This window comes from Microbacterium kunmingense (genome assembly GCF_023155745.1).
Lineage (GTDB): Bacteria > Actinomycetota > Actinomycetes > Actinomycetales > Microbacteriaceae > Microbacterium > Microbacterium kunmingense.
In genome coordinates this window covers 57,903-81,214 of record NZ_JAKNUS010000006.1, presented here as the reverse complement: position 1 = coordinate 81,214, position 23,312 = coordinate 57,903, and the positions used below count along the sequence as shown (strand labels likewise).

At 69.5% G+C, this 23,312-nt stretch carries 20 protein-coding genes and 4 tRNA genes; 9 read left to right on the top strand and 15 right to left on the bottom strand.

Annotated features, from left to right (window positions below):
- The first annotated feature begins 251 nt into the window (after nucleotides 1-251).
- Nucleotides 252-1,409, top strand: coding sequence for an SLC13 family permease (locus tag MA875_RS10280; RefSeq protein ID WP_248242199.1), 1,158 nt, complete (start codon nucleotides 252-254; stop codon nucleotides 1,407-1,409).
- A 16-nt stretch (nucleotides 1,410-1,425) separates the two neighbouring features.
- Here the strand turns inward: MA875_RS10280 and MA875_RS10275 are convergent, their stop codons facing one another.
- From MA875_RS10275 to MA875_RS10250, 6 genes are all read right to left on the bottom strand, one after another.
- Nucleotides 1,426-1,974, bottom strand: a complete 549-nt coding sequence (locus tag MA875_RS10275) for a DUF6790 family protein (RefSeq protein ID WP_248242198.1) — start codon at nucleotides 1,972-1,974, stop codon at nucleotides 1,426-1,428.
- Nucleotides 1,971-2,645: a DNA alkylation repair protein gene (locus MA875_RS10270; protein WP_248242197.1), complete on the bottom strand. Its 675-nt coding sequence runs from the start codon at nucleotides 2,643-2,645 to the stop codon at nucleotides 1,971-1,973. The genes MA875_RS10275 and MA875_RS10270 overlap by 4 nt, the downstream gene beginning before the upstream one ends.
- A complete protein-coding gene (locus MA875_RS10265; RefSeq protein WP_248242196.1) occupies nucleotides 2,642-3,670 on the bottom strand; it encodes a cupin domain-containing protein in 1,029 nt (342 codons plus the stop codon). Before MA875_RS10265 ends, MA875_RS10270 begins: the two co-directional genes overlap by 4 nt.
- Before the next feature lie 200 nt (nucleotides 3,671-3,870).
- A tRNA-Val gene (locus tag MA875_RS10260) sits at nucleotides 3,871-3,942 on the bottom strand.
- Nucleotides 3,943-3,966: 24 nt separating this feature from the next.
- Nucleotides 3,967-4,040 (bottom strand) — tRNA-Cys (locus tag MA875_RS10255).
- Nucleotides 4,041-4,095: 55 nt separating this feature from the next.
- Nucleotides 4,096-4,168: transfer RNA gene (locus MA875_RS10250), tRNA-Gly, on the bottom strand.
- 147 nt (nucleotides 4,169-4,315) lie between these two features.
- Here MA875_RS10250 and MA875_RS10245 point away from each other — a divergent pair.
- A tRNA-Val gene (locus MA875_RS10245) sits at nucleotides 4,316-4,391 on the top strand.
- A 10-nt stretch (nucleotides 4,392-4,401) separates the two neighbouring features.
- Here MA875_RS10245 and MA875_RS10240 read toward each other — a convergent pair.
- From MA875_RS10240 to zapE, 3 genes are all read right to left on the bottom strand, one after another.
- Nucleotides 4,402-4,932: a type II toxin-antitoxin system PemK/MazF family toxin gene (locus MA875_RS10240; RefSeq protein ID WP_248242195.1), complete on the bottom strand. Its 531-nt coding sequence runs from the start codon at nucleotides 4,930-4,932 to the stop codon at nucleotides 4,402-4,404.
- A 66-nt stretch (nucleotides 4,933-4,998) separates the two neighbouring features.
- On the bottom strand, nucleotides 4,999-6,222 hold the full coding sequence (locus MA875_RS10235; RefSeq protein ID WP_248242194.1) for an ammonium transporter: 1,224 nt from the start codon (nucleotides 6,220-6,222) through the stop codon (nucleotides 4,999-5,001).
- Between the two features lie 246 nt (nucleotides 6,223-6,468).
- Nucleotides 6,469-7,503, bottom strand: a complete 1,035-nt coding sequence (gene zapE / locus MA875_RS10230) for a cell division protein ZapE (RefSeq protein ID WP_248242193.1) — start codon at nucleotides 7,501-7,503, stop codon at nucleotides 6,469-6,471.
- A gap of 133 nt (nucleotides 7,504-7,636) precedes the next feature.
- Here zapE and MA875_RS10225 point away from each other — a divergent pair, with 133 nt between their 5' ends.
- The 3 genes from MA875_RS10225 to MA875_RS10215 are packed head-to-tail and all read left to right on the top strand — an operon-like array spanning nucleotide 7,637 to nucleotide 9,840.
- Nucleotides 7,637-8,542 carry a sulfurtransferase gene (locus tag MA875_RS10225; RefSeq protein ID WP_248242192.1) on the top strand — a complete coding sequence of 302 codons (906 nt, stop codon included), beginning with the start codon at nucleotides 7,637-7,639 and terminating at the stop codon, nucleotides 8,540-8,542.
- Between the two features lie 42 nt (nucleotides 8,543-8,584).
- Nucleotides 8,585-9,046 (top strand): SufE family protein, encoded by a 462-nt coding sequence (locus MA875_RS10220; RefSeq protein ID WP_248242191.1) that lies wholly within the window; start codon nucleotides 8,585-8,587, stop codon nucleotides 9,044-9,046.
- Nucleotides 9,043-9,840 (top strand): RibD family protein, encoded by a 798-nt coding sequence (locus tag MA875_RS10215; protein ID WP_248242190.1) that lies wholly within the window; start codon nucleotides 9,043-9,045, stop codon nucleotides 9,838-9,840. Before MA875_RS10220 ends, MA875_RS10215 begins: the two co-directional genes overlap by 4 nt.
- On the opposite strand, the gene MA875_RS10210 is transcribed toward MA875_RS10215, so the two are convergent.
- Complete coding sequence (locus MA875_RS10210; RefSeq protein WP_248242189.1) at nucleotides 9,809-11,095, bottom strand: alpha/beta hydrolase family protein; 1,287 nt, start codon at nucleotides 11,093-11,095, stop codon at nucleotides 9,809-9,811. The two genes, MA875_RS10215 and MA875_RS10210, sit on opposite strands and share 32 nt — an antisense overlap.
- 25 nt (nucleotides 11,096-11,120) lie before the next feature.
- Here MA875_RS10210 and MA875_RS10205 point away from each other — a divergent pair, with 25 nt between their 5' ends.
- The 4 genes from MA875_RS10205 (at nucleotide 11,121) to MA875_RS10190 (ending at nucleotide 16,354) form a co-directional block, all read left to right on the top strand.
- The gene (locus MA875_RS10205) at nucleotides 11,121-11,708 is read left to right on the top strand and encodes a DUF3000 domain-containing protein (protein WP_248242188.1); all 588 of its coding nucleotides are present in this window, start codon (nucleotides 11,121-11,123) and stop codon (nucleotides 11,706-11,708) included.
- Nucleotides 11,701-12,900: a ribonuclease D gene (locus MA875_RS10200; protein WP_248242187.1), complete on the top strand. Its 1,200-nt coding sequence runs from the start codon at nucleotides 11,701-11,703 to the stop codon at nucleotides 12,898-12,900. Before MA875_RS10205 ends, MA875_RS10200 begins: the two co-directional genes overlap by 8 nt.
- A gap of 75 nt (nucleotides 12,901-12,975) precedes the next feature.
- Nucleotides 12,976-14,181 carry a thiolase family protein gene (locus tag MA875_RS10195; RefSeq protein WP_248242186.1) on the top strand — a complete coding sequence of 402 codons (1,206 nt, stop codon included), beginning with the start codon at nucleotides 12,976-12,978 and terminating at the stop codon, nucleotides 14,179-14,181.
- 13 nt (nucleotides 14,182-14,194) lie between these two features.
- Entirely contained in the window at nucleotides 14,195-16,354 is a 2,160-nt protein-coding gene (locus MA875_RS10190; protein WP_248242185.1) for a 3-hydroxyacyl-CoA dehydrogenase NAD-binding domain-containing protein, read from the top strand.
- Nucleotides 16,355-16,418: 64 nt separating this feature from the next.
- Here the strand turns inward: MA875_RS10190 and dxs are convergent, their stop codons facing one another.
- The 5 genes from dxs to dut form a co-directional block, all read right to left on the bottom strand.
- Entirely contained in the window at nucleotides 16,419-18,377 is a 1,959-nt protein-coding gene (gene dxs, locus MA875_RS10185) for a 1-deoxy-D-xylulose-5-phosphate synthase (RefSeq protein WP_248242184.1), read from the bottom strand.
- Between the two features lie 142 nt (nucleotides 18,378-18,519).
- Nucleotides 18,520-21,342, bottom strand: coding sequence for an aconitate hydratase (locus tag MA875_RS10180; protein WP_308221518.1), 2,823 nt, complete (start codon nucleotides 21,340-21,342; stop codon nucleotides 18,520-18,522).
- Between the two features lie 134 nt (nucleotides 21,343-21,476).
- Nucleotides 21,477-22,256, bottom strand: a complete 780-nt coding sequence (locus MA875_RS10175) for a DUF3159 domain-containing protein (RefSeq protein ID WP_248242182.1) — start codon at nucleotides 22,254-22,256, stop codon at nucleotides 21,477-21,479.
- Entirely contained in the window at nucleotides 22,253-22,849 is a 597-nt protein-coding gene (locus tag MA875_RS10170; protein ID WP_248242181.1) for a DUF3710 domain-containing protein, read from the bottom strand. Before MA875_RS10170 ends, MA875_RS10175 begins: the two co-directional genes overlap by 4 nt.
- Nucleotides 22,846-23,298, bottom strand: coding sequence for a dUTP diphosphatase (dut, locus tag MA875_RS10165; protein WP_248242180.1), 453 nt, complete (start codon nucleotides 23,296-23,298; stop codon nucleotides 22,846-22,848). The genes MA875_RS10170 and dut overlap by 4 nt, the downstream gene beginning before the upstream one ends.
- Nucleotides 23,299-23,312: the final 14 nt, after the last annotated feature.

Genomic DNA, 23,312 nt, shown 5'->3' with positions numbered 1-23,312 from the left:
GGAACAGCGCGAAGCCGTCGGCGCGGGCGGATTCGTCCGACGAGAGGGCGTCAGTCACGGAAGTACTCCTGGGTCTCGGTCACGGGTGGTCGGTCACGTTCTCAGCTTCGGGCGCACGGGCGCCCCGCCCGCTCAGGCGTCGAGCGTTCGCGTGCCGACCAGGGCGGCGAGAGCCGCGATGCTGGGCCGGGATTCCATGCCGACAGTCTAGTCAGGTCGGTGGGCGCGGATCGGGGCACCATGATGGTGCAGTGAAGACCTGGATGCTGGGACTCGGGCTCCTCGCCGCGGGTGCGGTGGCGCTGGTGACCGGTGTCCTCCCGGCATCCGATCTTCTCGCCGTCGGCGACCGGGTCTGGAGCATCCTGCTCTTCGTCGTGGCCATCACCGTGGTGGCCGAGCTCGCCGCGACAGCCGGGGTCTTCGATGTCGCCGCCGGCGCGCTCTCCCGGCTCGCCCGGGGCAGCACCCTGCTGCTGTGGATGCTGGTGGTGAGCCTCGCGACCGCAGTCACGGTCTTCCTCTCCCTCGACACCACCGCAGTGCTGCTGACGCCGGTCATCCTCGCGGTCGCGCGTTCGCATCGCCTCGACCCGCTCCCCTTCGCGGTGGCGACGGTGTGGCTGGCCAACACCGCGTCGCTGCTCCTGCCGATCTCCAACCTCACGAACCTGCTCGCGGTCGACGGGATCTCCGGCGGCGACATCCTGGGCTTCGTAAGCCTGTTGTGGCCGGCGGCGCTCGTGTCGATCGCCCTCTCGGTGGCGCTGCTCTTCCTCGTGTTCCGTCGACGACTCCGTGGGCGCCATGATGCCTCGACGCCACCGGTGGTCACCGATCGCGTGCAACTCCGGGTGGCGGCGATCATCGTCATCGTGCTGCTGCCGTTCCTCGTCAGCGGCATCCCGCCCTGGATGCCAGCGAGCGTGGCCGCCCTCGCGCTGGTGGCGCTTTTCGCCTGGCGGTCGCCCCGGCGGTTGCAGATCTCGCTCGTGCCGTGGTCGCTGCTGGTCTTCGTCTCCGGCCTGTTCGTCGCGGTCGCAGCGCTGGAGGCGCTCGGAGCGCTCGAGCCGCTTGAGGCGCTCATCGGCCCCGGCGACTCGGCGCTGTCACTGGCCGGGATCGCCGGGACCGGAGCCGTGGCGGCGAATCTCGCCAACAACCTCCCCGCCTACCTGCTGCTCGAATCCGCCTCCGACGATCCGGTGCGCCTCGCCGCCCTGTTGATCGGCGTGAACGCCGGCCCCCTCATCACCCCCTGGGCGTCGCTGGCGACCCTGCTGTGGCACGCCCGGATCGTCGCGGCGGGGGTGACGCTGTCGTGGGGGCGCTATGCGGTCCTCGGACTGGTCAGCGCACCGCTCATCGTCGGCGGGGCGGTACTGGCACTGGCCGCGACCACTATTTAGACGCCCGCGCAGGCCCTTACGACACGGTAAGCCAGATCCACAGCGCCAGGGTGACGGCCGGGATGACGAAGTCGAGCACCAGGATGGGGCCCTCGTTGTTGATCGAGAGGTTGCGCTCGACCACGATCGCTCGGATGTGTCCGATGCCGGCGAGGACGAGGAAGATGAGCGCGGCGAGGATGGGCGCGAGCCACGCATCGGTATCGAACGCCGCGGCCGCCACGATCGCCGCGACGCCGATGCCCAGATTGGCGGCCCCCACTTCGAACTGGAAGGGCCCGGGCTCCCAGCCGATGGATCGGGCGATCACCGGCCCGAAGAACAGGTGGGCGATGCCGTTGCCGACGCTCGACGAACCGATGAGGAAGAGGACGGCGTTCATCGTCGTCCACCGCAGCGCATCCGCACCGCCGGTGACGACGAATCCCACGATCTCGGCGATGACGAACAGGATCACCCCCGCGAAGGGCAGCAATCCGATGAACACGGGTGTCTTCTGCGGCGTCGCCCCCGCACGGGGGCTCGAAGCGGTGGTCGTGGGCGCGAGCGTAGCGAGCCGGCTCACAGATGCTTGAGCGCCTCGCGGACGGACAGCGGACGCAGGTCGTGAGCCGCGACGAATGCCCTCACCCACGCGGGGTCGGTGCGGGCGTGGTCGCGCAGTGCCCACCCGATCGCCTTGGCGATGAAGAACTCGGGATCGGCCGTGTTCGGACGGATGGCGTCGGCCAGGAGACCCTGATCGACCCTCGTCCGGCGTCCCAGCTGGGAGAGGATGGCGATGCGCCGTATCCATTGGTCGGCATCGTGCGCCCAGTCGCGCACCACGGCGGCGGTCTCGTCGGGTCGGGCGTCGAGCAGATCCCCGAGGCGGTGCGCCAGCTCATCGGTGATGTCCCACCACGCGCCGGTGCGCACCATGTGCTCGACGAGCGGGACCAGGCGCGGATCGCCCCGGAGGGAGCGGGCGCGCAGGAGCGCCATCGCGGCGTACCGCTCCTCGCGGTGGGTGGCGCCGTCCCAGAGCCGGCGTGCGGCCGAGAGCCTCGTCACCGGGTCGGCGCTGCCGGCGGCATCCGCGACCAGTCGGCGCACCTCGGGCACCCGGATCCCGAGGAACGGCATGGCCGACTTCATGTAAGCCTGCTGGCCCGCCGCGCGCGAGGGGTCGGCGACCGTTCGAAGGGCCGCCCTCATCTCGCCGACGAGCGCCGACTCCGCGGCGGAGTCGCTCACGGATCCCGGGGGTTCCGCCGCTCGACGATGAGCGGATCGACGGGTGTGTACGGAAGTCGCGGCAGGTCCCGCGCCGGGATGCCGAAGGAACCGGCGAGCACCTCGCGCGAGAACGCCGAGCCGGTCGCCCGATACCCGACGTCACCTGGGGTGGGCTGATCGAAGAAGATGAGGAAGTCCAGGCCCTCCTCTCCGAGCGTTTCGATGTGATGCGGGTAGGCCCTCGGGATGAAGTAGACCTGCCCGGGCTCGAGCTCGTATGCGTCGAGCGTGCCGTCGGGGCTCAGCACCCGCATCCGTCCTCTGCCCCTCCAGACGTAGCCGAGCTCGGCGGTGACAGGATGCCAGTGGGGCTCGCGCATGCCGTTCCCGGCGATGTGGAGGTGGTACATCGACATGTTCTCCAACGCCGCCCAGTACTGCCGGCGTGCGAGTTTGGCGAACCCGTAGGCGTACGACAGCGGCGCCTGCTGTCCCTCGGCATCGAACAGCCGGGCGTTCGGGAGCCCGGCGGTCTCGGGAATGCGCACCGGGCCCTGCCGTCGGAAGATCGGGGTCGGGTCCCGGCGGGGCAGGATCTCGAAGGCTCCGGCTTCGAGGTCGTAGGTGTTCCCGAGCACCGCATCCGTCATCGCGTTCGCGCTGCCGGCGAAGGAGAAGTGCTCGGGGTGACCCGACCGGAGCGCCGCGATGACCTCGGCGGATCCCTCACCGACGTTCTCCATATGGGCGACGGCGCCCGACTCGACGTGGAACATCTGCCCCGCCTCGACGACGAACGTGGCGAACGAGTCGGCGTTGCCGAGCACCGACACCAGGACGCGACCGCGCGTGACGTAGGCGAGTTGATCGGCGTTGACGTTCCACTGCGGCTCGCGCACGCCGCCGGGTGCGAGGACGATCCGCTGGATCGAGAGACGCCTCAGCGTCGGGAAGTCTGCGCGCGTGAGGCGGCGGATCTCCCCCGCGTCGCCTTCGAAGGCGGGCGGCGCGGTGTGCAGCGATGCGACGTGCGGCGAGGTCATGTCGAGAATGTAGACCCTCCGGCTGCGGCCAGGGGAACGTCGTTCGGCGGACAACCCGCTCGTCCAGCGAGACCCACCCAGCCCGTTGATACCCACGGCGACGCGATCGGTTTCGACGGGGAACACGGGTTCCGCGAACCGCATGCTGCGGGCGCCCCTCGAAACCAGAAAACCCCCGGAAATCCGGGGGTTTTCGTCTGTGCGCGATACTGGGATCGAACCAGTGACCTCTTCCGTGTCAGGGAAGCGCGCTACCGCTGCGCCAATCGCGCCCAAGGGGCTGTTTCGTTGTGGAGTGGAGGTGGCGACGGGATTCGAACCCGTGTAAACGGCTTTGCAGGCCGGTGCCTAGCCGCTCGGCCACGCCACCGTGTGTGGTTCGACCCACGCGTCGTGCCCGCCCCGAGGGGCAGACCCAGCACTCGAGCGGATGACGAGACTCGAACTCGCGACCCTCACCTTGGCAAGGTGATGCGCTACCAACTGCGCTACATCCGCGTGCTCCCGGCTTCCCGGGCGCTTCACCGACTTTAGCCGATCCCGCGCCCGGTTCCAAACCAGCCTCGCCGCCGCGTGTCGCCGCGGCATCCGGTTCGGACCGGGCCCCGGCATCCGGTAACATCGGTACCCGGCCCCCGGGCCGACGGGCGATTGGCGCAGTTGGTAGCGCGCTTCCTTCACACGGAAGAGGTCATCAGTTCGAGTCTGGTATCGCCCACCACATCCGGTCCTCACCTCGGTGCGGAGAACCGCCAGCCGTACCTCTTCTGGAGCGCCTCGGCCACCATCGTGAAGCGCGGAAGGTCGAGTGCTGCCGCTTCCCGCCGCATCCCCCGATCGTGCACGGTGTAGAGCTGCTCGATGTCGACCCACGAGGCGCGGCCGCGGCTGTCCCACTCCCCGGTACCCAGCGGCAGGAAGTCGCGGTCACCGTCGTGCGCCTTGCTGGTCAAGCGCACCGCATAGACCCGGTCGGCCGATGCCCGGCCGATGACGAGGACCGGACGGTCCTTCCCGCGGCCGTCGTTCTCGACGTACGGCACCCACGTCCAGACGATCTCGCCCGCATCTGCGGTCCCGTCCGCGTCGGGGCGATACTCGATGACGAGGTCTCGGGGCGGGCGGGCCACGGTGCGGGTGGCAGCCTCCGGATCCTGCGCGGCGCCCCGGGAGTCGGTGGCGCGCGGACGCGTTCGACGACGCGCGCGACCCGTGCCGAGGAGGGCAGAGACGGCACCGAGCAGTCCGCGCATTCGCACCATCCCGCCACAATACGCGGGGAGGGCGCCGCGCTTCGCGCGACGCCCTCCGTGACGTGACGGCGGGGCTCAGGGCCGGGCGTCGAGGAGGTAGCCCTCCTCGCCGTGCACGGTGGTGTCCACACCGGCGAGCTCGTCCTCGTTCTTGATGCGGAAGCCGATCGTCTTCTCGATCGCGAAGCCGATGACCCAGGCGGCCACGAAGGAGTAGATCAGCACCGCGAGGGCCGCGATCGCCTGCGAGACCAGCTGGCCGGCGCCACCGCCGAGGAACAGGCCCGTCTCGGTGGCGAAGAAGCCGAGGTACAGGGTTCCGATGAGTCCACCGACGAGGTGGATGCCGACGACGTCGAGCGAGTCGTCGTAGCCGAGCTTCCACTTCAGCTCCACCGCGAGGGCGCAGACGGCACCGGAGACGACGCCGAGCAGGAGCGCCCAGCCGGGGGTCAGGTTGGCGCAGGCGGGGGTGATGGCGACCAGGCCGGCGACGGCACCCGAGGCGGCACCGACGGAGGTTGCCTTCCCGTCCTTCAGCTTCTCCACGATCATCCAGGCGAGGATCGCCGCGGCCGTCGCACCGAGGGTGTTGACGACGATGAGGCCGGCGCCGGTGTTCTCCTCGCCGAGGAGGCCGAAGGTGCCCTCGGCACCGGCGTTGAAGCCGAACCATCCGAACCACAGGATCGAGGCGCCCAGCAGCGTCAGTGGCACGTTGTGGGGCTTGTGGATGCCCTTCTGGAAGCCGATGCGCTTGCCGAGGACCAGCGCGAGAGCGAGGGCGGCCGCGCCCGCGTTGATGTGGACAGCCGTACCGCCGGCGTAGTCGATGACGGACGGCAGGCCGGTGTTGTCACCCCAGTTGAAGATCCAGCCGTCACCCCAGACCCACGCGGCGACGGGGAAGTAGACCACCGTGACCCAGATTCCGGCGAACACCATCCACGCACCGAACTTTGCGCGGTCGGCGATCGACCCCGAGATCAGCGCGACGGTGATGATCGCGAAGGTGGCGCCGAAGGTCGCGCCGACCAGGGTCGCGCTGTCCGCCGAAGCGAGACCGAAGTCGGCGAACGGGTTGCCGGCGAAGGCGAAGGTCCCCCCACCAAGGCTCATGTTGAACCCGTAGAGGATCCACAGCACGCTGACCAGGCCGAGCGCGCCGAAGCTCATCATCATCATGCTGATGACGCTCTTGGCCTTGACCAACCCACCGTAGAAGAAGGCAACGCCGGGGGTCATGAACAAAACCAGCGCCGTTGCGGTGATCGACCACGCGAAATTTCCGCTATCCATGAGAATCCTCATCCATGTCGTGTTACTCGGATGCCGAGGAGCCGCAGGTCGGGTAGCGGCGTTCCGGGCGATCACAGTTTCGCGATCCGCGGTTTCGCCCGCCGTGCGCACCGTGTTTCGAGTCGGTTACGCGAGGGCCGTGCAGGTAAACATCAGATTTCCGGATGCCGCGAAGCAGCCCCGACCGCTCTATGAAACGGCCCCGCAGGCGTGGCGGAGCGGCGCGGCGCCGTCGTCAGGCGAGGGTCAGGCGAGGGTGGAGGCGATGAGGCGCGACGTCGCGCGCAGGTACTTCTTCCGGTAGCCGCCGCTGAGCATCTCGGCCGGGAAGACCTGATCCAGGGAGAGGCCGGTCGCGCGGATCGGCAGTTGGGCGTCGTAGACCCGGTCGATGAACGCGACGAAGCGCAGCGCGGCGGACTGGTCCTCGAACGCGTGCACATCCCGCATCCCGATCATCCCCACCCCGTCGATGAGGCGGATGTACCGAGAGGGGTGGACGCGCGCGAGGTGGGCGACGAGGTCGTCGAACGCATCGTCGGAGACGACGGTCTGCGTCGCCGCGTCGGCGACGGCCGCCGCGTAGGCGGCGTCGTCGAGGGTGACGGCGTGACCGTCGAGCGACCGGTGCCGGTAGTCGGTGCCGTCGATCCGGATGGTCTCGAAGTTCGCCGCCATGGCGTGGATCTCGCGGAGGAAGTCCTGTGCGGCGAACCGGCCCTCGCCGAGGGCGTTCGGCGGGGTGTTGGAGGTCGCGGCCAGCTTCGTGCCGCCGGCGACCAGTTCGCCGAGGAGACGGGTCATCACCATCGTGTCGCCGGGGTCGTCGAGCTCGAACTCGTCGATGCACATCAGGTCGGTGCCGCGGAAGAGCTCGACCGTCTTCTGGTAGCCCAGCGCGCCCACGAGCGCCGTGTACTCGATGAACGAGCCGAAGTATTTCCGACGGGCCGGCATGGCGTGGTACACCGCGGCCAGCAGGTGGGTCTTCCCCACGCCGAAGCCGCCGTCGAGATAGACGCCGGGCTTGGTCTCGGGCTGCTTCTTGGCCCTCCGGAAGAAGCCGCCGCGCTCAGGCGCGGGGCCGCCCCCGACGAAGGTCATGAGGTAGTCCTTGGCGCCCTGCTGCGACGGATACTCGGGGTCGGCGCGGTAGGAGTCGAACGTCGCCGTTGCGAACTGCGGCGGCGGCGTCAGCGCGGCTACCATGTCGGCACCGGAGATCTGCGAATCGCGCGAGGTGAGGTGGATGACACCGGTTCCGGTGCGGGTTGCGGTCATGAACGTCCTGTGTCGCCGTCTTACGGATGTCGGGCCTGAGGGTGCGGCACGGCGCGGCGGATCCTAGGCTCGAGGGGACGGTTACACCCTACGCCGTCCATCCGTCTCCCCCGACACCCGAGGAGTGTGCCCCGTGCCCGTGGAGTTCGACACGTCATCGCCCAAGTTCGCCGAGTATGCCGACCCGGGGCGCCTTGTCACCGGTGCGTGGCTGCAGGAGCGTCTGGGCACCCCGGGACTGGTGGTGGTCGAGTCCGACGAAGATGTCCTGCTGTACGAGACGGGCCACATCCCGGGCGCGGTCAAGGTCGACTGGCACACCGAGCTGAACGACCCGGTGGTGCGCGACTACGTCGACGGCGAGGGCTTCGCCGCGCTCCTCAGCCGCAAGGGGATCTCCCGCGACGACACGGTCGTGATCTACGGCGACAAGAACAACTGGTGGGCCGCGTACGCGCTGTGGGTCTTCTCCCTCTTCGGCCACGAGGACGTCCGTCTCCTCGACGGCGGCCGCGACGGCTGGATCGCCGAGGGCCGGCCCCTCACCACCGACGCCCCCTCCCCCGCGCCGACCGACTATCCGGTCGTGGCCCGCGACGACACGACGCTGCGGGCGTACAAGGAGGACGTGCTGGCGCACCTCGGGCACCCGCTGATCGACGTCCGCTCCCCCGAGGAGTACAACGGCACCCGCACGACGGCTCCGGCCTACCCCGAGGAGGGAGCCCTTCGCGCCGGACACATTCCGAGTGCGCGGAACGTCCCCTGGGCGCGGGCGGTTGCCGAGGACGGCGGATTCAAGCCCCGTGCCGAGCTCGAGCAGATCTACCGCGACGAGGTCGGGCTCACCGGCGCCGAGCCGGTCGTGGCGTACTGCCGTATCGGGGAGCGGTCGAGCCACACCTGGTTCGTCCTGCGCCACCTCCTCGGGTTCCCCGACGTCCGCAACTACGACGGGTCCTGGACGGAGTGGGGGTCGGCCGTGCGCGTCCCGATCGTCGCCGGTGACGAGCCGGGCGAGGTGCCCGCGCGTTCCTGAGCGCCCGGTCCGGCGAGGCGTGAGCGTGCGAGGATGGCGGGGATGACCTCCCCCGACCTGCCCTCGGCCGTCCCCACCGCGCTGGCGGAGATCCGCGACGAGTTCCTCGAGCTTCCCGAGCCCGAACGGCTGCAGCTCCTCCTGGAGTTCTCGCAGGAGCTCCCGGCGATCCCGGCAGAGCTCGCCGATCACCCCGAGCTGCTCGAACGGGTGGCGGAGTGCCAGTCCCCCGTCTTCATCATCATCCAGGTCGACGATGACGACGTGGTGACGATGCACGCGACCGCGCCCGCCGAGGCTCCCACCACGCGAGGCTTCGCGAGCATCCTCGTCCAGGGGCTCACCGGCCTCACGGCCGAGGAGGTCCTTGCCGTTCCCGACGACTACCCGCAGAGCATCGGGCTGACCCGTGCGGTCTCACCGCTGCGCATCGCCGGCATGACCGGCATGCTCGGCCGGGCCAAACGACAGGTGCGCGCCAAGCGCGGCGGGGACGCGGGATGACGACCCCGGGCGCGCGCGACGTCTCCGCGCCCGCCGGACGATGGGTCACCGAGGTCATCCCGACATCCTTCGAGCGGGTCGACACGACCGACGATGACGCCGCGGAATGGATGACGCAGCGCTACCGTCGCCCGGAGGGGGCCTTCGTCCGGCTCAACATGGTCACCACCCTCACCGGGTCATCGGCAGGCGCGGACGGATCGAGCGCATCGATCAGTTCTCGCGTGGATCGCCTCATCCTCGGGACCATCCGGCGCGAAGCCGACGTGGTCGTCGTGGGCGCCGAAACCGTCCGCGCCGAGGGCTCGATGCTGCCGAAAACGGCGCGCATGGCCATCGTGACATCATCGGGCGACCTCGGCGAGGGGTCGCTGCGCCGCCGCGACGGCCGGGACGCCCCGCCCGCGCTGATCCTCTGCCGTCCCGAGGATGCGGCGCGGGTGGAAGCGGCGATCGGCGACGCCCCTGCCGAGACGGTCGTCGTTCCCGGGTCGCCACGGGCGCACGATCGGGGGGAGACCCCGCACGGTGACGCACGGCTGCATCCGGCCGACATCGTCCACGCGCTCGGCGCGCGCGGTCTCGATCGCATCGTCTGCGAGGGCGGCGCCGGGCTCGCGACCCAGTTCGTGGGCGCCGGCGTCGTCGACGAGGTCTGCGTGACGGTGTCGCCGCTGCTCGAGCCGGTGCACCATCCCTTCCTCTCCCTCACCGCCTCGGTGGCGACGGAGGTGACCGGGATGCTCGTCGATGACGCCGGCTTCAGCTATCGCCGTCTGACGATCCGCCGCTGACGCCCGACGCTCCGGCCGTGTCATCGGGACCGGCGTCGTCGAGGTCGCGGCTGAGGCCGTGCCGTCCGAGCCAGGATCGGATGGCCGTGCTCCACCGCTCCTGGTCGTAGTTCCAGAGCTTGGTGTGCCGCGCGATGTCGAAGACGATGAGGTCGACGAGGTCCGGCCGCGCCACGACGAGGTCGTGCGAGGCGTCGGAGGGCACGAATCCGTCGTCGTCGCTGTGGAGGATGAGGATCGGATGCCGCAGCTCGCCCGCGCGCGCGACCACATCGAGTTGATCGAAGGGGATCGGTCCGCCCGTGCGGGTGAGGGGTGTGGTCCACTCGCTGGCGAGTGCCCCGAGGGCGAGACCGGTCACGGGGGCCGGGAGGCCCATCATCCTGGCCTGATAGTTCAGGACGATCCGCCAGTCGACCACGGGGGATTCCAGGATGAGGCCGGCGATGACCTGGCGATGGGGCGAGTTCAGCGAGACCTGCAGGGCGATGGCCCCACCCATGGACCATCCCATGAGCACGATGCGCTGTGCACCCCGGCGTCGGGCGAAGCCGACGGCGGCGTCGACGTCGCGCCACTCGGTCGCACCGAGCGCGTAGGTGCCCGTGCGACTCCGGGGAGCCTCACCGTCGTTGCGGTAGGACACCACGAGGGAGGTGATACCGAGGGCGTGGAACACCGGCACGGCGCGAAGGCACTCCGAGCGGGTGGTGCCGCGCCCGTGGATCTGGATGACCCAGGTCTCGGGCATCTGCGCGGACGGCTCCGCCGGGAAGAGCCAGGCCGGGCACGGACCGACACCCGAGCCGATGAGCTCGGACGAGAAGGGGAGGTGCAGTTCGTCGGGACGCTCGTAGTACCACCCGCTGAAGGCGGCGTCGGGGGCGACCCCTGCACCGGGAGGCACGTGGGTCAGAAGCTTCCGGCGCACGCTGACGGCGTCTTCGTCCAACACGGAGCCGAGCTTCAGATAACCCGTGTCGCCGGCGGTGAACAGTCCGTAGCGGCCCGGCAGCACCGTGTCGTCGGTGCGCGAGAGGGTGATGGTCTGCGCCACCGGATCCACGGCGAGGATGCGGGTGTCCGCGACCCGGACGGCGGGTGTGACGACGCGCCGCGCGACCCGCACCGAGACAACGCCGAGCACGCCGGCCGCGGCGGCGACGGCGGCGCCGAGGATCGCGACAGCCGCCCTCACACCGCCCACGAAGCCGGGTGTGGCCCCGGAGGGTGCGGCGCGCCTGGAGTCGACCATCGAGCGATCACTCTAGTCTGTCCGCGTGGCTGACCAAGGATCCCCGGCGACGACGGCGTTCGCCCTCGCCGCGGAAGCCGTGCGGGCGACGACGTTCCGAGAGGACTTCGCGGTGCGCGAGATCCCTGCGCCGTCGGGTCTCGCACCCGACGCGATCGCGCTGGCCGGCGACGTGCGCCCGGAAGACGACGGCGTGGACTCCCCGTACGGAACGGGCCGTTTCATCCTGCTCCACGACGAGTCGGAGCCGGCAGCGTGGGGAGGACCGTGGCGGATCGTCTGCTTCGCTCAGGCGCCGCTCGAACCCGACATCGGCATCGATCCGCTGCTCGCCGACGTGGCCTGGTCGTGGCTGATCGATGCCCTCGAGTCACGCCACGCCGCCTATCACTCGGCGTCCGGCACGGCGACCAAGACCCTGTCGAAGGGATTCGGGTCGCTCGCCGAGGAGGGCGACGGAGCGCAGATCGAGCTTCGGGCCTCGTGGTCGCCGGACGGCGACATGACCGGACATGTGGAAGCCTGGAGCGAGCTTGTCTGCATGCTCGCCGGACTCCCACCGGGGTCGGAGGGCATCGCCGTCTTCGGTCCTCGGAGGACGATGCGTGGCTGAATACACCGTGATCGCCGACGCGGCGTCGTTCGCGCGCGCCGTCTCGGCTCTCCGTGAGGCGGAGGGCCCGGTCGCCGTCGATGTCGAACGGGCCTCGGGCTTCCGCTACTCCCAGCGGGCGTACCTCATCCAGGTGTTCCGCCGCGGTGCCGGGGTGCACCTTTTCGATCCCCCGGTCCTCTCCGACTTCGCACCCCTGCAGCAGGCGATCGGCGACGCGGAGTGGGTGCTGCATGCCGCCAGCCAGGATCTGCCGTCGCTGCGCGAGGTGGGACTGGAGCCGACCGAGATGTTCGACACCGAGCTCGCCGCGCGGCTCCTCGGTCACGAACGGGTCGGCCTCGGCGCGGTCGTGGAGGACACCCTCGGGATCACCCTTGCCAAGGCGCATTCCGCCGCCGACTGGTCGACCAGACCTCTCCCCGATTCCTGGCTGGAGTACGCCGCACTGGACGTGGTCCACCTCATCGACGTCCGCGACGCGCTCGCGGCCGAACTCGCCGAACAGGGCAAGACCGAATTCGCTCGGCAGGAGTTCGCCGCGGTGCTCGCCCGCGAGCCCAAGGCGACGCGCGAAGACCCGTGGCGGCGTCTCAGCGGTCTGCACACCGTGCGGGGGCGCCGCGCACTCGCCGTCGCCCGCGCGCTGTGGACGGCCCGGGAGGAGTACGCCCGCGAGCAGGATGTCGCCCCCGGGCGCCTGGTCCCTGACCGGGCGCTCGTCGCGGCCATCCGCGCCGACCCGGCGTCCAAGCACGCGCTCGCCGGGGTGAAGGAGTTCACCGGCCGGGCCAGCCGCAGTCAGCTGGACCGCTGGTGGAATGCGATCCAGGAGGGCCGGGCCGCGACCGACCTCCCGCCGGACCGGCTGCCCAGCACCGACACCATCCCTCCCCCGCGCGCGTGGCCGGACCGCAATCCCGCGGCCGATGCCCGGCTGAAGGCCGCCCGACCCGCTGTGGAAGCGCGCGCCGCCGAGCTGTCGATGCCGACGGAGAACCTCCTCACGCCCGAGCTGCTCCGCCGCGTCGCATGGGCCCCACCCGAGGAGATCACCGCGTCGGCCATCGGCCGTTCGCTGGAGTCCTTGGGAGCGAGAGCGTGGCAGATTGACCAGACTGCACAGATCATCGCCGATGCCTTTGTGGAATCCGTGCAAAGCGGTTCGACGGCCGCGGACGGCGCTTCGTAGGTTGCGCCCAACCGATTCCTCGCCGTTTCCCGGCCCCACCTACGCTCGCAGACATCCCTGATCTTTGGAGGCTTCATGGCCGAGCTTTCGGACGTCTTCTTCGTCGACGGTATGCGCACACCCTTCGGGCGCGCCGGCGAGAAGGGCATGTACTGGAACACCCGGGCTGATGATCTCGCCGTGAAGGCGACCATCGGGCTCATGGAACGCAACCCTTCGGTGCCGAAGGATCGCATCGACGACGTCGCCATCGCGGCGACGTCCCAGACCGGCGATCAGGGTCTCACGCTGGGTCGCAGCGTCGCCCTCCTCGCGGGGCTCCCCCAGACCGTCCCGGGTCTGGCGATCGACCGGATGTGCGCCGGCGCGATGACGAGCGTCACCACCATGGGCGCCTCCATCGGCGTGGGGATGTACGACCTCGCGCTCGCGGGCGGCGTCGAGCACATGGGGCACCACCCCATCGGCGGCAACGCCGACCCGAACCCGCGCTTCGTCGCGGAGAAGATGGTCGACCCCGGCGCCCTGAACATGGGTGTCACGGCCGAGCGCATCTTCGACCGCTTCCCGCACCTCACCAAAGAGCGCTCCGATCGGTACGGCATGCTCAGCCAGCACAAGGTGCAGGCCGCGTACGACGCCGGCAAGATCCAGTCCGACCTGGTCCCGGTGGCCATCAAGGGCGCCGACGGCGCCTGGGGGCTGGCCACCGAGGACGAGGGCCGGCGTCCGCAGACCACCATGGAGGATCTCGCGGGGCTCAAGACGCCGTTCCGCGCGCACGGACGTGTGACCGCCGGGACCTCCTCGCCGCTCACCGACGGCGCGACGATGTCGCTGCTGGCCGGCGGCGCCGCCGTGAAGGAACTCGGTCTCCGCCCGAAGATGCGGATGGTCTCGTTCGGCTTCGCCGGCGTCCAACCCGAGATCATGGGCATCGGCCCGATCCCCTCGACCGAGAAGGCGCTGAAGCGCGCGGGCCTCAAGATCGATGACATCGGCCTGTTCGAACTGAACGAGGCGTTCGCCATCCAGGTGATCTCGTTCCTCGACCACTTCGACATCGCCGACGACGATCCGCGGGTCAACCCCTGGGGCGGCGCGATCGCCTTCGGTCATCCGCTGGCCGCGTCCGGAGTGCGGCTGATGATCCAGCTCGCCGCCCAGTTCGCCGAGCGTCCCGACGTCCGCTACGGCCTGACCGCGATGTGCGTCGGGCTCGGGCAGGGCGGATCGGTCATCTGGGAGAACCCCCACTACGACGGCAAGAAGCGCAAGTAAGGGCATCGCAGCGATGACGAACACGACCGATCAGTACGCAGAGATCGACTTCTCCCCCCTGTCCGCCCTCACCGGCGACGAGGTCGTCACCCACTCCCCCGTGAGCGATGTCCGCCTGCCCTCGGGCAAGGTGCTCGCCCTCATCACCCTGGACAACGGGCGCGATCACACCCGTCCGAACACCCTCGGACCGGCCACGCTCACCGAGCTCGGTGAGACGCTTGCATCCCTGAAGAAGCGGGCGGATGCGGGTGAGATCGCCGCCGTCGGCATCACGGGCAAGCAGTACATCCTCGCCGCCGGTGCGGACCTCAGCGACATCACGAAGGTCGACTCGCGCGACACCGCGCGCCTGGTGGCTCAGCTCGGTCACCGCGTCCTCGGGCAGCTCTCAGAGCTCGGCGTCCCCTCGTTCGCCTTCGTCAACGGCCTCGCGCTCGGAGGCGGGCTCGAGATCGCCCTGAACTCGACCTACCGCACCGTGGATGCGTCGGCCGCCGCGATCGCTCTCCCCGAGGTCTTCCTCGGCATCATCCCCGGGTGGGGCGGCGCATACCTGCTGCCGAACCTCATCGGCATCGAGAACGCCCTCGAGGTCGTGATCTCCAACCCGCTCAAGCAGAATCGGATGCTCAAGCCCCAGCAGGCGTACGACTACGGCGTCGTCGACGCGATCTTCCCGGCGGCGAATTTCCTCGAGGATTCGCTGCGCTGGGCCGATGCGGTCCTGGGCGGTCGCAAGGTCGAGCGCAAGAACGAGCCGGGCAAGATCGAGCGCCTCACCAAGTGGCCGATCGCGATCAAGATGGCCCGCGGCATGCTCGAGTCGAAGATCGGCACCGTGCCGCGCTCGCCCTACGTCGCGCTGGATCTGCTCGACAAGGCCCGGTCCGGAACGAAGGCCGAGGGCTTCGCCCGTGAGGACGAGGCGCTTGCCGACCTCGTCGTCGGGGATCAGTTCGCCGCGTCGATGTACGCCTTCGACCTGGTGCAGAAGCGCGCGAAGCGGCCCGTCGGGGCTCCCGACAAGGCTCTGGCGAAGAAGGTGACCAAGGTCGGGATCATCGGCGCGGGGCTGATGGCCAGTCAGTTCGCGCTGCTGTTCGTGCGCAAGCTCCAGGTTCCGGTCCTCATCACCGACCTGGATCAGGCGCGCGTCGACAAGGGCGTCGCCCACATCCACGACGAGATCGGCAAGCTCGAGGCCAAGGGGCGTCTGGACGCCGACACCGCCAACCGCCTGCGCGCGCTCGTGACGGGAACGACGGACAAGAGCCTGTACGCCGACTGCGACTTCGTCATCGAGGCGGTCTTCGAAGAGGTCGGGGTCAAGCAGGCCGTCTTCGCCGAGATCGAGGCGATCGTCGCGGAGGACGCCATCCTCGCCACGAACACGTCGTCCCTGTCGGTCGAGGAGATCGGCGCGAAGCTCGCGCACCCCGAGCGACTCGTCGGATTCCACTTCTTCAACCCGGTGGCCGTCATGCCGCTGATCGAGGTCGTCACGACCCCGAGAACATCGGATGCGGCCCTGTCCACCGCCTTCGTCGTCGCCAAGGGTCTCGGGAAGAACGCCGTGCTCACCGCGGATGCCCCCGGTTTCGTCGTCAACCGCCTTCTCGCCAAGGTCATGGGTGAGGCCGCGCGCGCCGTGTACGAGGGAACACCCGTCGCCGAGGTCGAGAAGGCCTTCGCTCCGCTGGGACTCCCCATGGGTCCGTTCCAGCTGATCGATCTCGTGGGGTGGAAGGTGGCGGCGCACGTACAGGACACGATGGTGCACGCCTTCCCCGATCGCTTCTACGCCAACGAGAACTTCCACGCGCTGGCCGAGCTTCCCGAGGTCGTGGAGAAGGACAAGGCGGGTCGGGTGACCGGCTTCACCAAGGCTGCCGAGAAGGTTCTGAAGGGCCACGTCGGCGACAGCCCCGCCTCGGCCGAGACCATCCTCGCCCGAGTGCAGGACGGTCTCGCTCAGGAGATCCGCCTCATGCTCGACGAGAAGGTCGTGCCGGCCGTCGAGGACATCGACCTCTGCCTGATCCTCGGTGCGGGCTGGCCGTTCATCGACGGCGGCGCATCTCCCTATCTCGACCGCGAGGGCGCGTCGGAGCGCGTCTTCGGAGACACCTTCCACCACCCGCCGATTCGCGGTGTCGCCTCACGCCGCTGATCGACCGGACTCGAAAGGAGGCCCCCAGCTAACGCTGGGGGCCTCCTTTCGAGTCTTTCGGGAATCAGCTCTCGGCGTCGGAGAGGCGTGCGGGCTCGGCGAGCCACAGGGATGGGTCCTCGCCGCTCTGCCGGGCGACCGGGACGCGGGTTCCGAGCACCTGCGAGACGACGTCCTGGGCGATCTTGGCCGCCGTGAGCCCGGCGTCCTCGAGGATCTGCTCGCGGCTGGCGTGATCGATGAACTCGTCGGGGAGCCCCAGTTCGTCGACCGCGGTGTCCACGCCCGACTCGCGCAGCACCTGCCGCACGCGGGTGCCGATCCCGCCCACGCGGATACCGTCCTCGATGGTGATGACGAGGCGATGCGACGCGGCGAGGTCGACGATGGAGGGCTGCACCGGGATCACCCATCGCGGGTCGATGACGGTCGCGCCGATCCCCTGGGCGCGAAGACGATCGGCGACCTCCATCGCCAGGTGCGCCATCGGCCCGATCCCGATGATGAGGACGTCCTGCGCATCCGAACGCGACAGGACGTCGACGCCGTCGCCGAGACGTTCGATCGCGGGCAGGTCGGGGCTGACCGTGCCCTTGGGGAACCGGATTACCGTCGGAGCGTCCTCCACGGCGACAGCTTCGCGGAATTCCTCGCGCAGACGCTCAGCGTCACGCGGCGCGGCGATGCGGATGTGCGGCACGATCTGCAGCATCGCCAGGTCCCACATGCCGTGATGGCTGGGACCGTCGGGGCCCGTCACGCCGGCGCGGTCGAGGACGAAGGTGACGCCGGCGCGGTGCAGCGCGACATCCATCATCACCTGGTCGAACGCGCGGTTCATGAAGGTCGCGTAGATCGCGACGACCGGATGCAGGCCGCCGAACGCCAACCCGGCAGCGGACGCGGCGGCGTGCTGCTCGGCGATGCCGACGTCGTAGACACGGTCGGGGAACCGCTGGGCGAAGGGCAGCATGCCGGTCGGACGGAGCATCGCCGCCGTCATCCCGATGATCTCCGGTCGCTCCTCACCGACCGCGACGAGTTCCGCGGCGAAGACATCGGTCCACGCCATCCCCGACCCGCCGCCCAGCGGCTCGCCGGTGACCGGATCGATGCGTCCGACGGCATGGAACTGATCGGCCTCGTCGTTGCGGGCGGGCTCGTAGCCGCGCCCCTTCTCGGTGATGGCGTGGACGATGACCGGCGCGCCGTGCGCCTTCGCCAGTTCCAGCGTCTCGATCATGGCCTCGAGGTCATGACCGTCGACGGGACCGAGATACTTGATGTCGAGATTGGAATACAGCGCCTCGTTGTTGATGAAGCGCGCCAGGAACCCGTGCGTCCCGCCGCGGACCCCGCGGTACAGAGCGCGGGCGGCCGGGCCGAGGCGGCGGAAGAGGTCGGCCGATCCCCGCGCCAGCGTCTCGTACCCCTCGGTCGTGCGAACGCGGTTGAGGAACCGCGCCATGCCGCCGATCGTCGGTGCATACGACCGTCCGTTGTCGTTGACGATGATGACGAGGTTCCGGTCGTTGTCGTCGGTGATGTTGTTCAGGGCCTCCCACGTCATGCCGCCCGTGAGGGAGCCGTCGCCGACGACGGCCACCACGTGACGATCGCGGCGTCCGGTGCGACTGAGCGCCCGCGAGACCCCGTCCGCCCAGCTGAGGGAACTGGACGCATGCGAGGACTCCACGACGTCGTGGATGCTCTCCGAACGCTGGGGGTAGCCCGCAAGTCCCCCCCGAGACCTGAGGAGCGAGAAGTCCTGACGGCCCGTCAGGAGCTTGTGCACGTAGGACTGATGCCCGGTGTCGAAGATCACCGGGTCATCGGGTGAGTCGAAGACCCGGTGCAGCGCGATGGTGAGCTCCACCGCTCCGAGATTCGGGCCGAGATGCCCGCCGGTGCGGGAGACGTTGTCGACCAGGAACGCGCGGATCTCCGCGGCCAGTTCGTTGAGCTGCTCGATGCTGAGCCCGTCGAGGTCACGAGGGTTCGAGATCGTGTCGAGAATCGCCACCGGTCTCCTTTCGCCGGGCGATCCGTCGTCCCCGGGTCGAGGTGACGGATGCGCGTGGTGCGAGTCTAACGCCGCCCGGGACCGGGCGACGCGGAAGCGCCCGGCCGGTTTCGACCCCGGCCGGGCGCCTCGTCGGTGATGCTCAGACCAGCGAGCGGAGCACGTACTGCAGGATGCCGCCGTTGCGGTAGTAGTCCGCCTCACCGGGGGTGTCGATGCGCACGACGGCGTCGAACTCCACTGGGGTCTTGCCCGCCGGGGAGGCGTCGGTCGGCTCTGCGGTGACGCGCACCGTCTTGGGCGTGGATCCGCTGTTGAGCTCCTCGATGCCGGTGATGGTGAACTGCTCGGTGCCGTCCAGGCCCAGGGAGGACGCCGATTCCCCGACCGGGAACTGCAGCGGGATGACGCCCATGCCGATGAGGTTGGAGCGGTGGATACGCTCGTAGCTCTCCGCGATCACGGCCCGCACGCCCAGCAGGCGCGTGCCCTTGGCCGCCCAGTCGCGCGACGACCCCGACCCGTACTCCTTGCCGGCGAGGATCACCAGCGGCACCCCGGCGGCCTGGTAGTTCTCCGACGCGTCGTAGATGAAGGACTGCGGCCCACCATCCTGGGTGAAGTCACGCGTGAAGCCGCCCTCGACGCCGTCCAGGAGCTGGTTGCGCAGCCGGATGTTGGCGAACGTGCCGCGGATCATGACCTCGTGGTTGCCACGGCGCGAGCCGTAGGAGTTGAAGTCCTTCTTGTCCACGCCGTGCGACTGCAGGTACTGCCCCGCCGGGCTGTCGGCCTTGATCGAGCCGGCCGGCGAGATGTGGTCGGTGGTGACCGAGTCGCCGAGCTTGGCGAGCACACGGGCCCCGGCGATGTCGCTGACCGGGTCGGGCTGGAGCGCCATGCCCTCGAAGTACGGGGGCTTGCGCACGTAGGTCGAGGCGTCGTCCCACTCGAAGGTCGCCCCGGTGGGCGTCGGCAGCGACCGCCAGCGCTCATCGCCCTCGAACACCGCGCCGTACTGCTTCTCGAACATGTCGGTCGAGATCGACGAGTCGATCGTCTGCTGCACCTCGGCGGGGCTCGGCCAGATGTCCTTGAGGAAGACGTCGTTGCCCTGATCGTCCTTGCCGAGCGGATCGGTCTCGAAGTCGAAGTTCATCGACCCCGCCAGCGCGTAGGCGATGACGAGCGGCGGGCTCGCGAGGTAGTTCATCTTCACGTCGGGATTGATCCGGCCCTCGAAGTTGCGGTTGCCCGAGAGGACGGCCGTCACGGCGAGGTCGTTGTCGTTGACCGCGGCCGAGACCTCCTCGATCAGAGGTCCGGAGTTTCCGATGCAGGTGGTGCAGCCGTAGCCGACGGTGTAGAAGCCCAGCGCCTCGAGGTCGTCGGTCAGCCCCGCCTTCTCGTAGTAGTCGGTCACCACCTTGGAGCCCGGGGCCATCGTGGTCTTCACCCACGGCTTGGCCTTCAGGCCCTTCTGCGCGGCGTTTCGAGCCAGGAGGCCCGCCGCGAGCATCACCGAGGGGTTCGAGGTGTTCGTGCAGGAGGTGATCGCGGCGATCGTGACCGCGCCGTGGTCCAGCGTGTAGGAGGTGCCGTCGGCCGTGGTCACCGGCGTCGGCTTCGACACCGCGGCGGGAGCGTGGCTGCGGTGGTCGGCCGCGACGACGCGGTCGGAGAGGTTCTCGTCGTCGGGGGTGAAACCGACGGGATCGGATGCCGGGAAGGTGCCCTCCACCGCTTCGTCCACCCGGGTCTCGGGTCCGGCCTCGGCGTAGTCGAGGAGGTCCTTCTCGAACTGGGTCTTCGCCGCGGTCAGCTCGATGCGATCCTGAGGACGCTTGGGGCCCGCGATGGAGGGGACCACCGTGCCGAGGTCCAGCTCGAGGTACTCGCTGAAGACCGGCTCGCGCGACGGGTCGTGCCAGAGGGTCTGGGTCTTGGAGTACTCCTCCACCAGCGCCAGCTGCTCCTCGGAGCGGCCGGTCAGGCGCAGGTAGTCCACCGTGACGGCGTCGATGGGGAAGATGGCGGCGGTGGAGCCGAACTCGGGGCTCATGTTGCCGATGGTGGCGCGGTTGGCCAGCGGCACGGAGGCCACGCCGTCGCCGTAGAACTCGACGAACTTGCCGACCACGCCGTGCTTGCGGAGCATGTCCGTGATGGTCAGCACGACGTCGGTCGCGGTGACGCCGGCCGGGATGGTGCCGGTCAGCTTGAACCCGACCACCTTGGGAATGAGCATCGAGACGGGCTGGCCGAGCATGGCAGCCTCGGCCTCGATACCTCCCACACCCCAGCCGAGCACGCCCAGACCGTTGACCATGGTGGTGTGCGAGTCGGTGCCGACGCAGGTGTCGGGGTACGCGCGCAGGCTCCCCCCGACGGTACGGGTGTAGGTGACCTTGGCGAGGTGCTCGATGTTCACCTGGTGCACGATTCCGGTGCCGGGAGGGACGACCTTGAAGTCGTCGAACGCCGTCTGGCCCCAACGGAGGAACTGATAGCGCTCGCCGTTGCGCTCGTATTCGATCTCGACGTTGCGCTCGAAGGCGTCGGGGCGACCGAAGAGGTCGGCGATGACCGAGTGGTCGATGACCAGCTCGGCGGGGGCGAGGGGGTTGATCCGGGTGGGATCGCCGCCGAGATCGGCCACCGCCTCGCGCATCGTGGCGAGGTCGACGATGCAGGGGACGCCGGTGAAGTCCTGCATGACCACGCGAGCGGGGGTGAACTGGATCTCGGTGTCGGGCTCGGCGGTGGGGTCCCACGAGCCGAGCGCTTCGATCTGCTGCTTGGTCACGTTCGCGCCGTCTTCGGTGCGCAGCAGGTTCTCCAGCAGGACCTTGAGGCTGAACGGCAGCTTCTCGTATCCCGGGACCGCGTCGATGCGGAAGATCTCGTAGTCGGTGCTGCCGACCGTCAGGGTGCTCTTGGCACCGAAGCTGTCAACTGTGGACACGTCTGTCTCCTTCGTCGGCCGCGAGGACGCGAGCAGTCCCCGCATCCCCATCTTCGCTGGCCGTCGGTGTGGCGGCTAGCAAGGCGAGCCTTAGCCCGCAACGCACAATTTATCTCGACGTCAAGATAAATGTATCACTTGGGGGCGGGGGGATAGAGGGCGCGCACCACCAGCCAGGTGACCGCCAGCAGCGGAGCGAACAACGGGATGCCCATCACGAGCTTGAGCGTGCCCAGGAGCGCGACCGCACTGTCGCGCTGACTTTCATCCAGCGAGGTCAGATAGATGGGGAACTGCACGGCCAGACGCGCGGCGAACAGGGCAGCCCAGGCGATCGTCAGCCAGAAGAAGGCCCGGCGCTTGCGTCGGTCCATCCGCCACCGTGTTCCCTCGCCCACGAGGAAGCCGACGGCGAGACCGATGATCGGCCATCCGACGAGGGCGGAGACCAGGAGCGCCGTGCCGTACAGGGCGTTGGTGATGAAGCCGGGGACGAAGTTGTCCGAGGGGTTTCCGGTGATGAGCGCCAGCCCCGCAGCCACTCCTGCCGCGACCAGGCCCCCGATCGCTGCGGAGGGCGGCGACTTCTGGATGAGACGCACGATCGTGAACACCGCCGCGATCCCCACCGAGACCGCGAGGGCGGGAAGGAGCTTCTCCCGGGTGTCGCCGGGAACGAGCGTGTAGGTCAGGATGAACGTCAAACTCGGAAGCACCGACTCCAGAACGCCGCGCCAGCCACCCATCGCCGACCAGACGACCCGGCCTGTACTTCCCTGCTGCGCGGGGTCCAGGCCCGCCCGCTTGGCCGCTCCGCCGAGCGCCGCACCGAGCAGGTCCGACGCGCGCGGTTCGCCGGTGGCGGGCGCCGGTTCGGGGTCGGGCCCGCCGTTCCCCGAGGTGGCGTCGCTCACGCGGTACCCGGCGTCGCCGGCATGCGAAGCGGGATCAGATCGCGCGGGGGCATCGGCGACGTGCCTCGCACCACCACGATGGAGCGGAAGAGGTCTTCGACCTTGGCGGCCGCCTCGACGTCGGCCGCGGCCGCTCCGCCGATCACACCCCGGAGGAACCAGCGGGGTCCGTCGACCCCGACGAAACGCGCGATGCGTTTGCCCGCGCCGCCGTCGGGTCCGGCGACCACGGGCACCTCGGCGAGCAGCTCCGGCCCGAGCGGCCCCTCGCGCTCTTCCACCCGGCCGCCCTGCTGTCGGATCTGCTGTCGGATCTGCTCCCGCGTCTCCTCCCAGAGACCCGCGGAACGGGGCGCCGCGAAGGGCTGGATCTGAAGGGTCGAGTCGGCGTAGTCCAGCCCGACCGCCACGATGCGCTTGGTCTGCTCCTCGACCTCCAGGCGCAGATTCAGGCCCTCCCGGGGGAGCACCTTGATGCCGCCGAGATCGATGTACGGGCGGACCGGGTTGGCCTCGGCCTCGTCGAACGGGCCCTCCGTGGCCCGATCGGCGGGCGCGCTCTTCGGGGAGTTCTGCGGTGTGGCGTCGGTCATGCCGTCGCTCCATCCTTCTGGTAGCCGGTCGAACCGAATCCCCCCGCGCCGCGGACGCTGTCGGGGAGGTCGTCGACCGGGATGAATGCCGCCCGGGTGACGGGCATGACGATGAGCTGGGCGATCCGGTCGCCCGGGGCGATGTCGAAGGCGTGCTCACGGTCGGTGTTCAGCAGGGCGACCTTGATCTCGCCGCGATAGCCGGCGTCGACGGTGCCCGGTGCGTTGACGATGGTGATCCCGTGCTTCGCGGCCAGACCGCTGCGCGGGACGACGAAGGCGGCGTAGCCGTCGGGGAGGGCGATGCGCACGCCGGTCCCCACGAGGGCGCGCTGTCCGGGCTCGAGCCGGACGGCCTCGGCGGACACCAGATCCGCTCCCGCATCACCGGGGTGGGAGTAGGCCGGAACGTCGGGGGCGATAATGAGGACGTCCACGGTTTCAGTCACGCAACGAGGGTAAT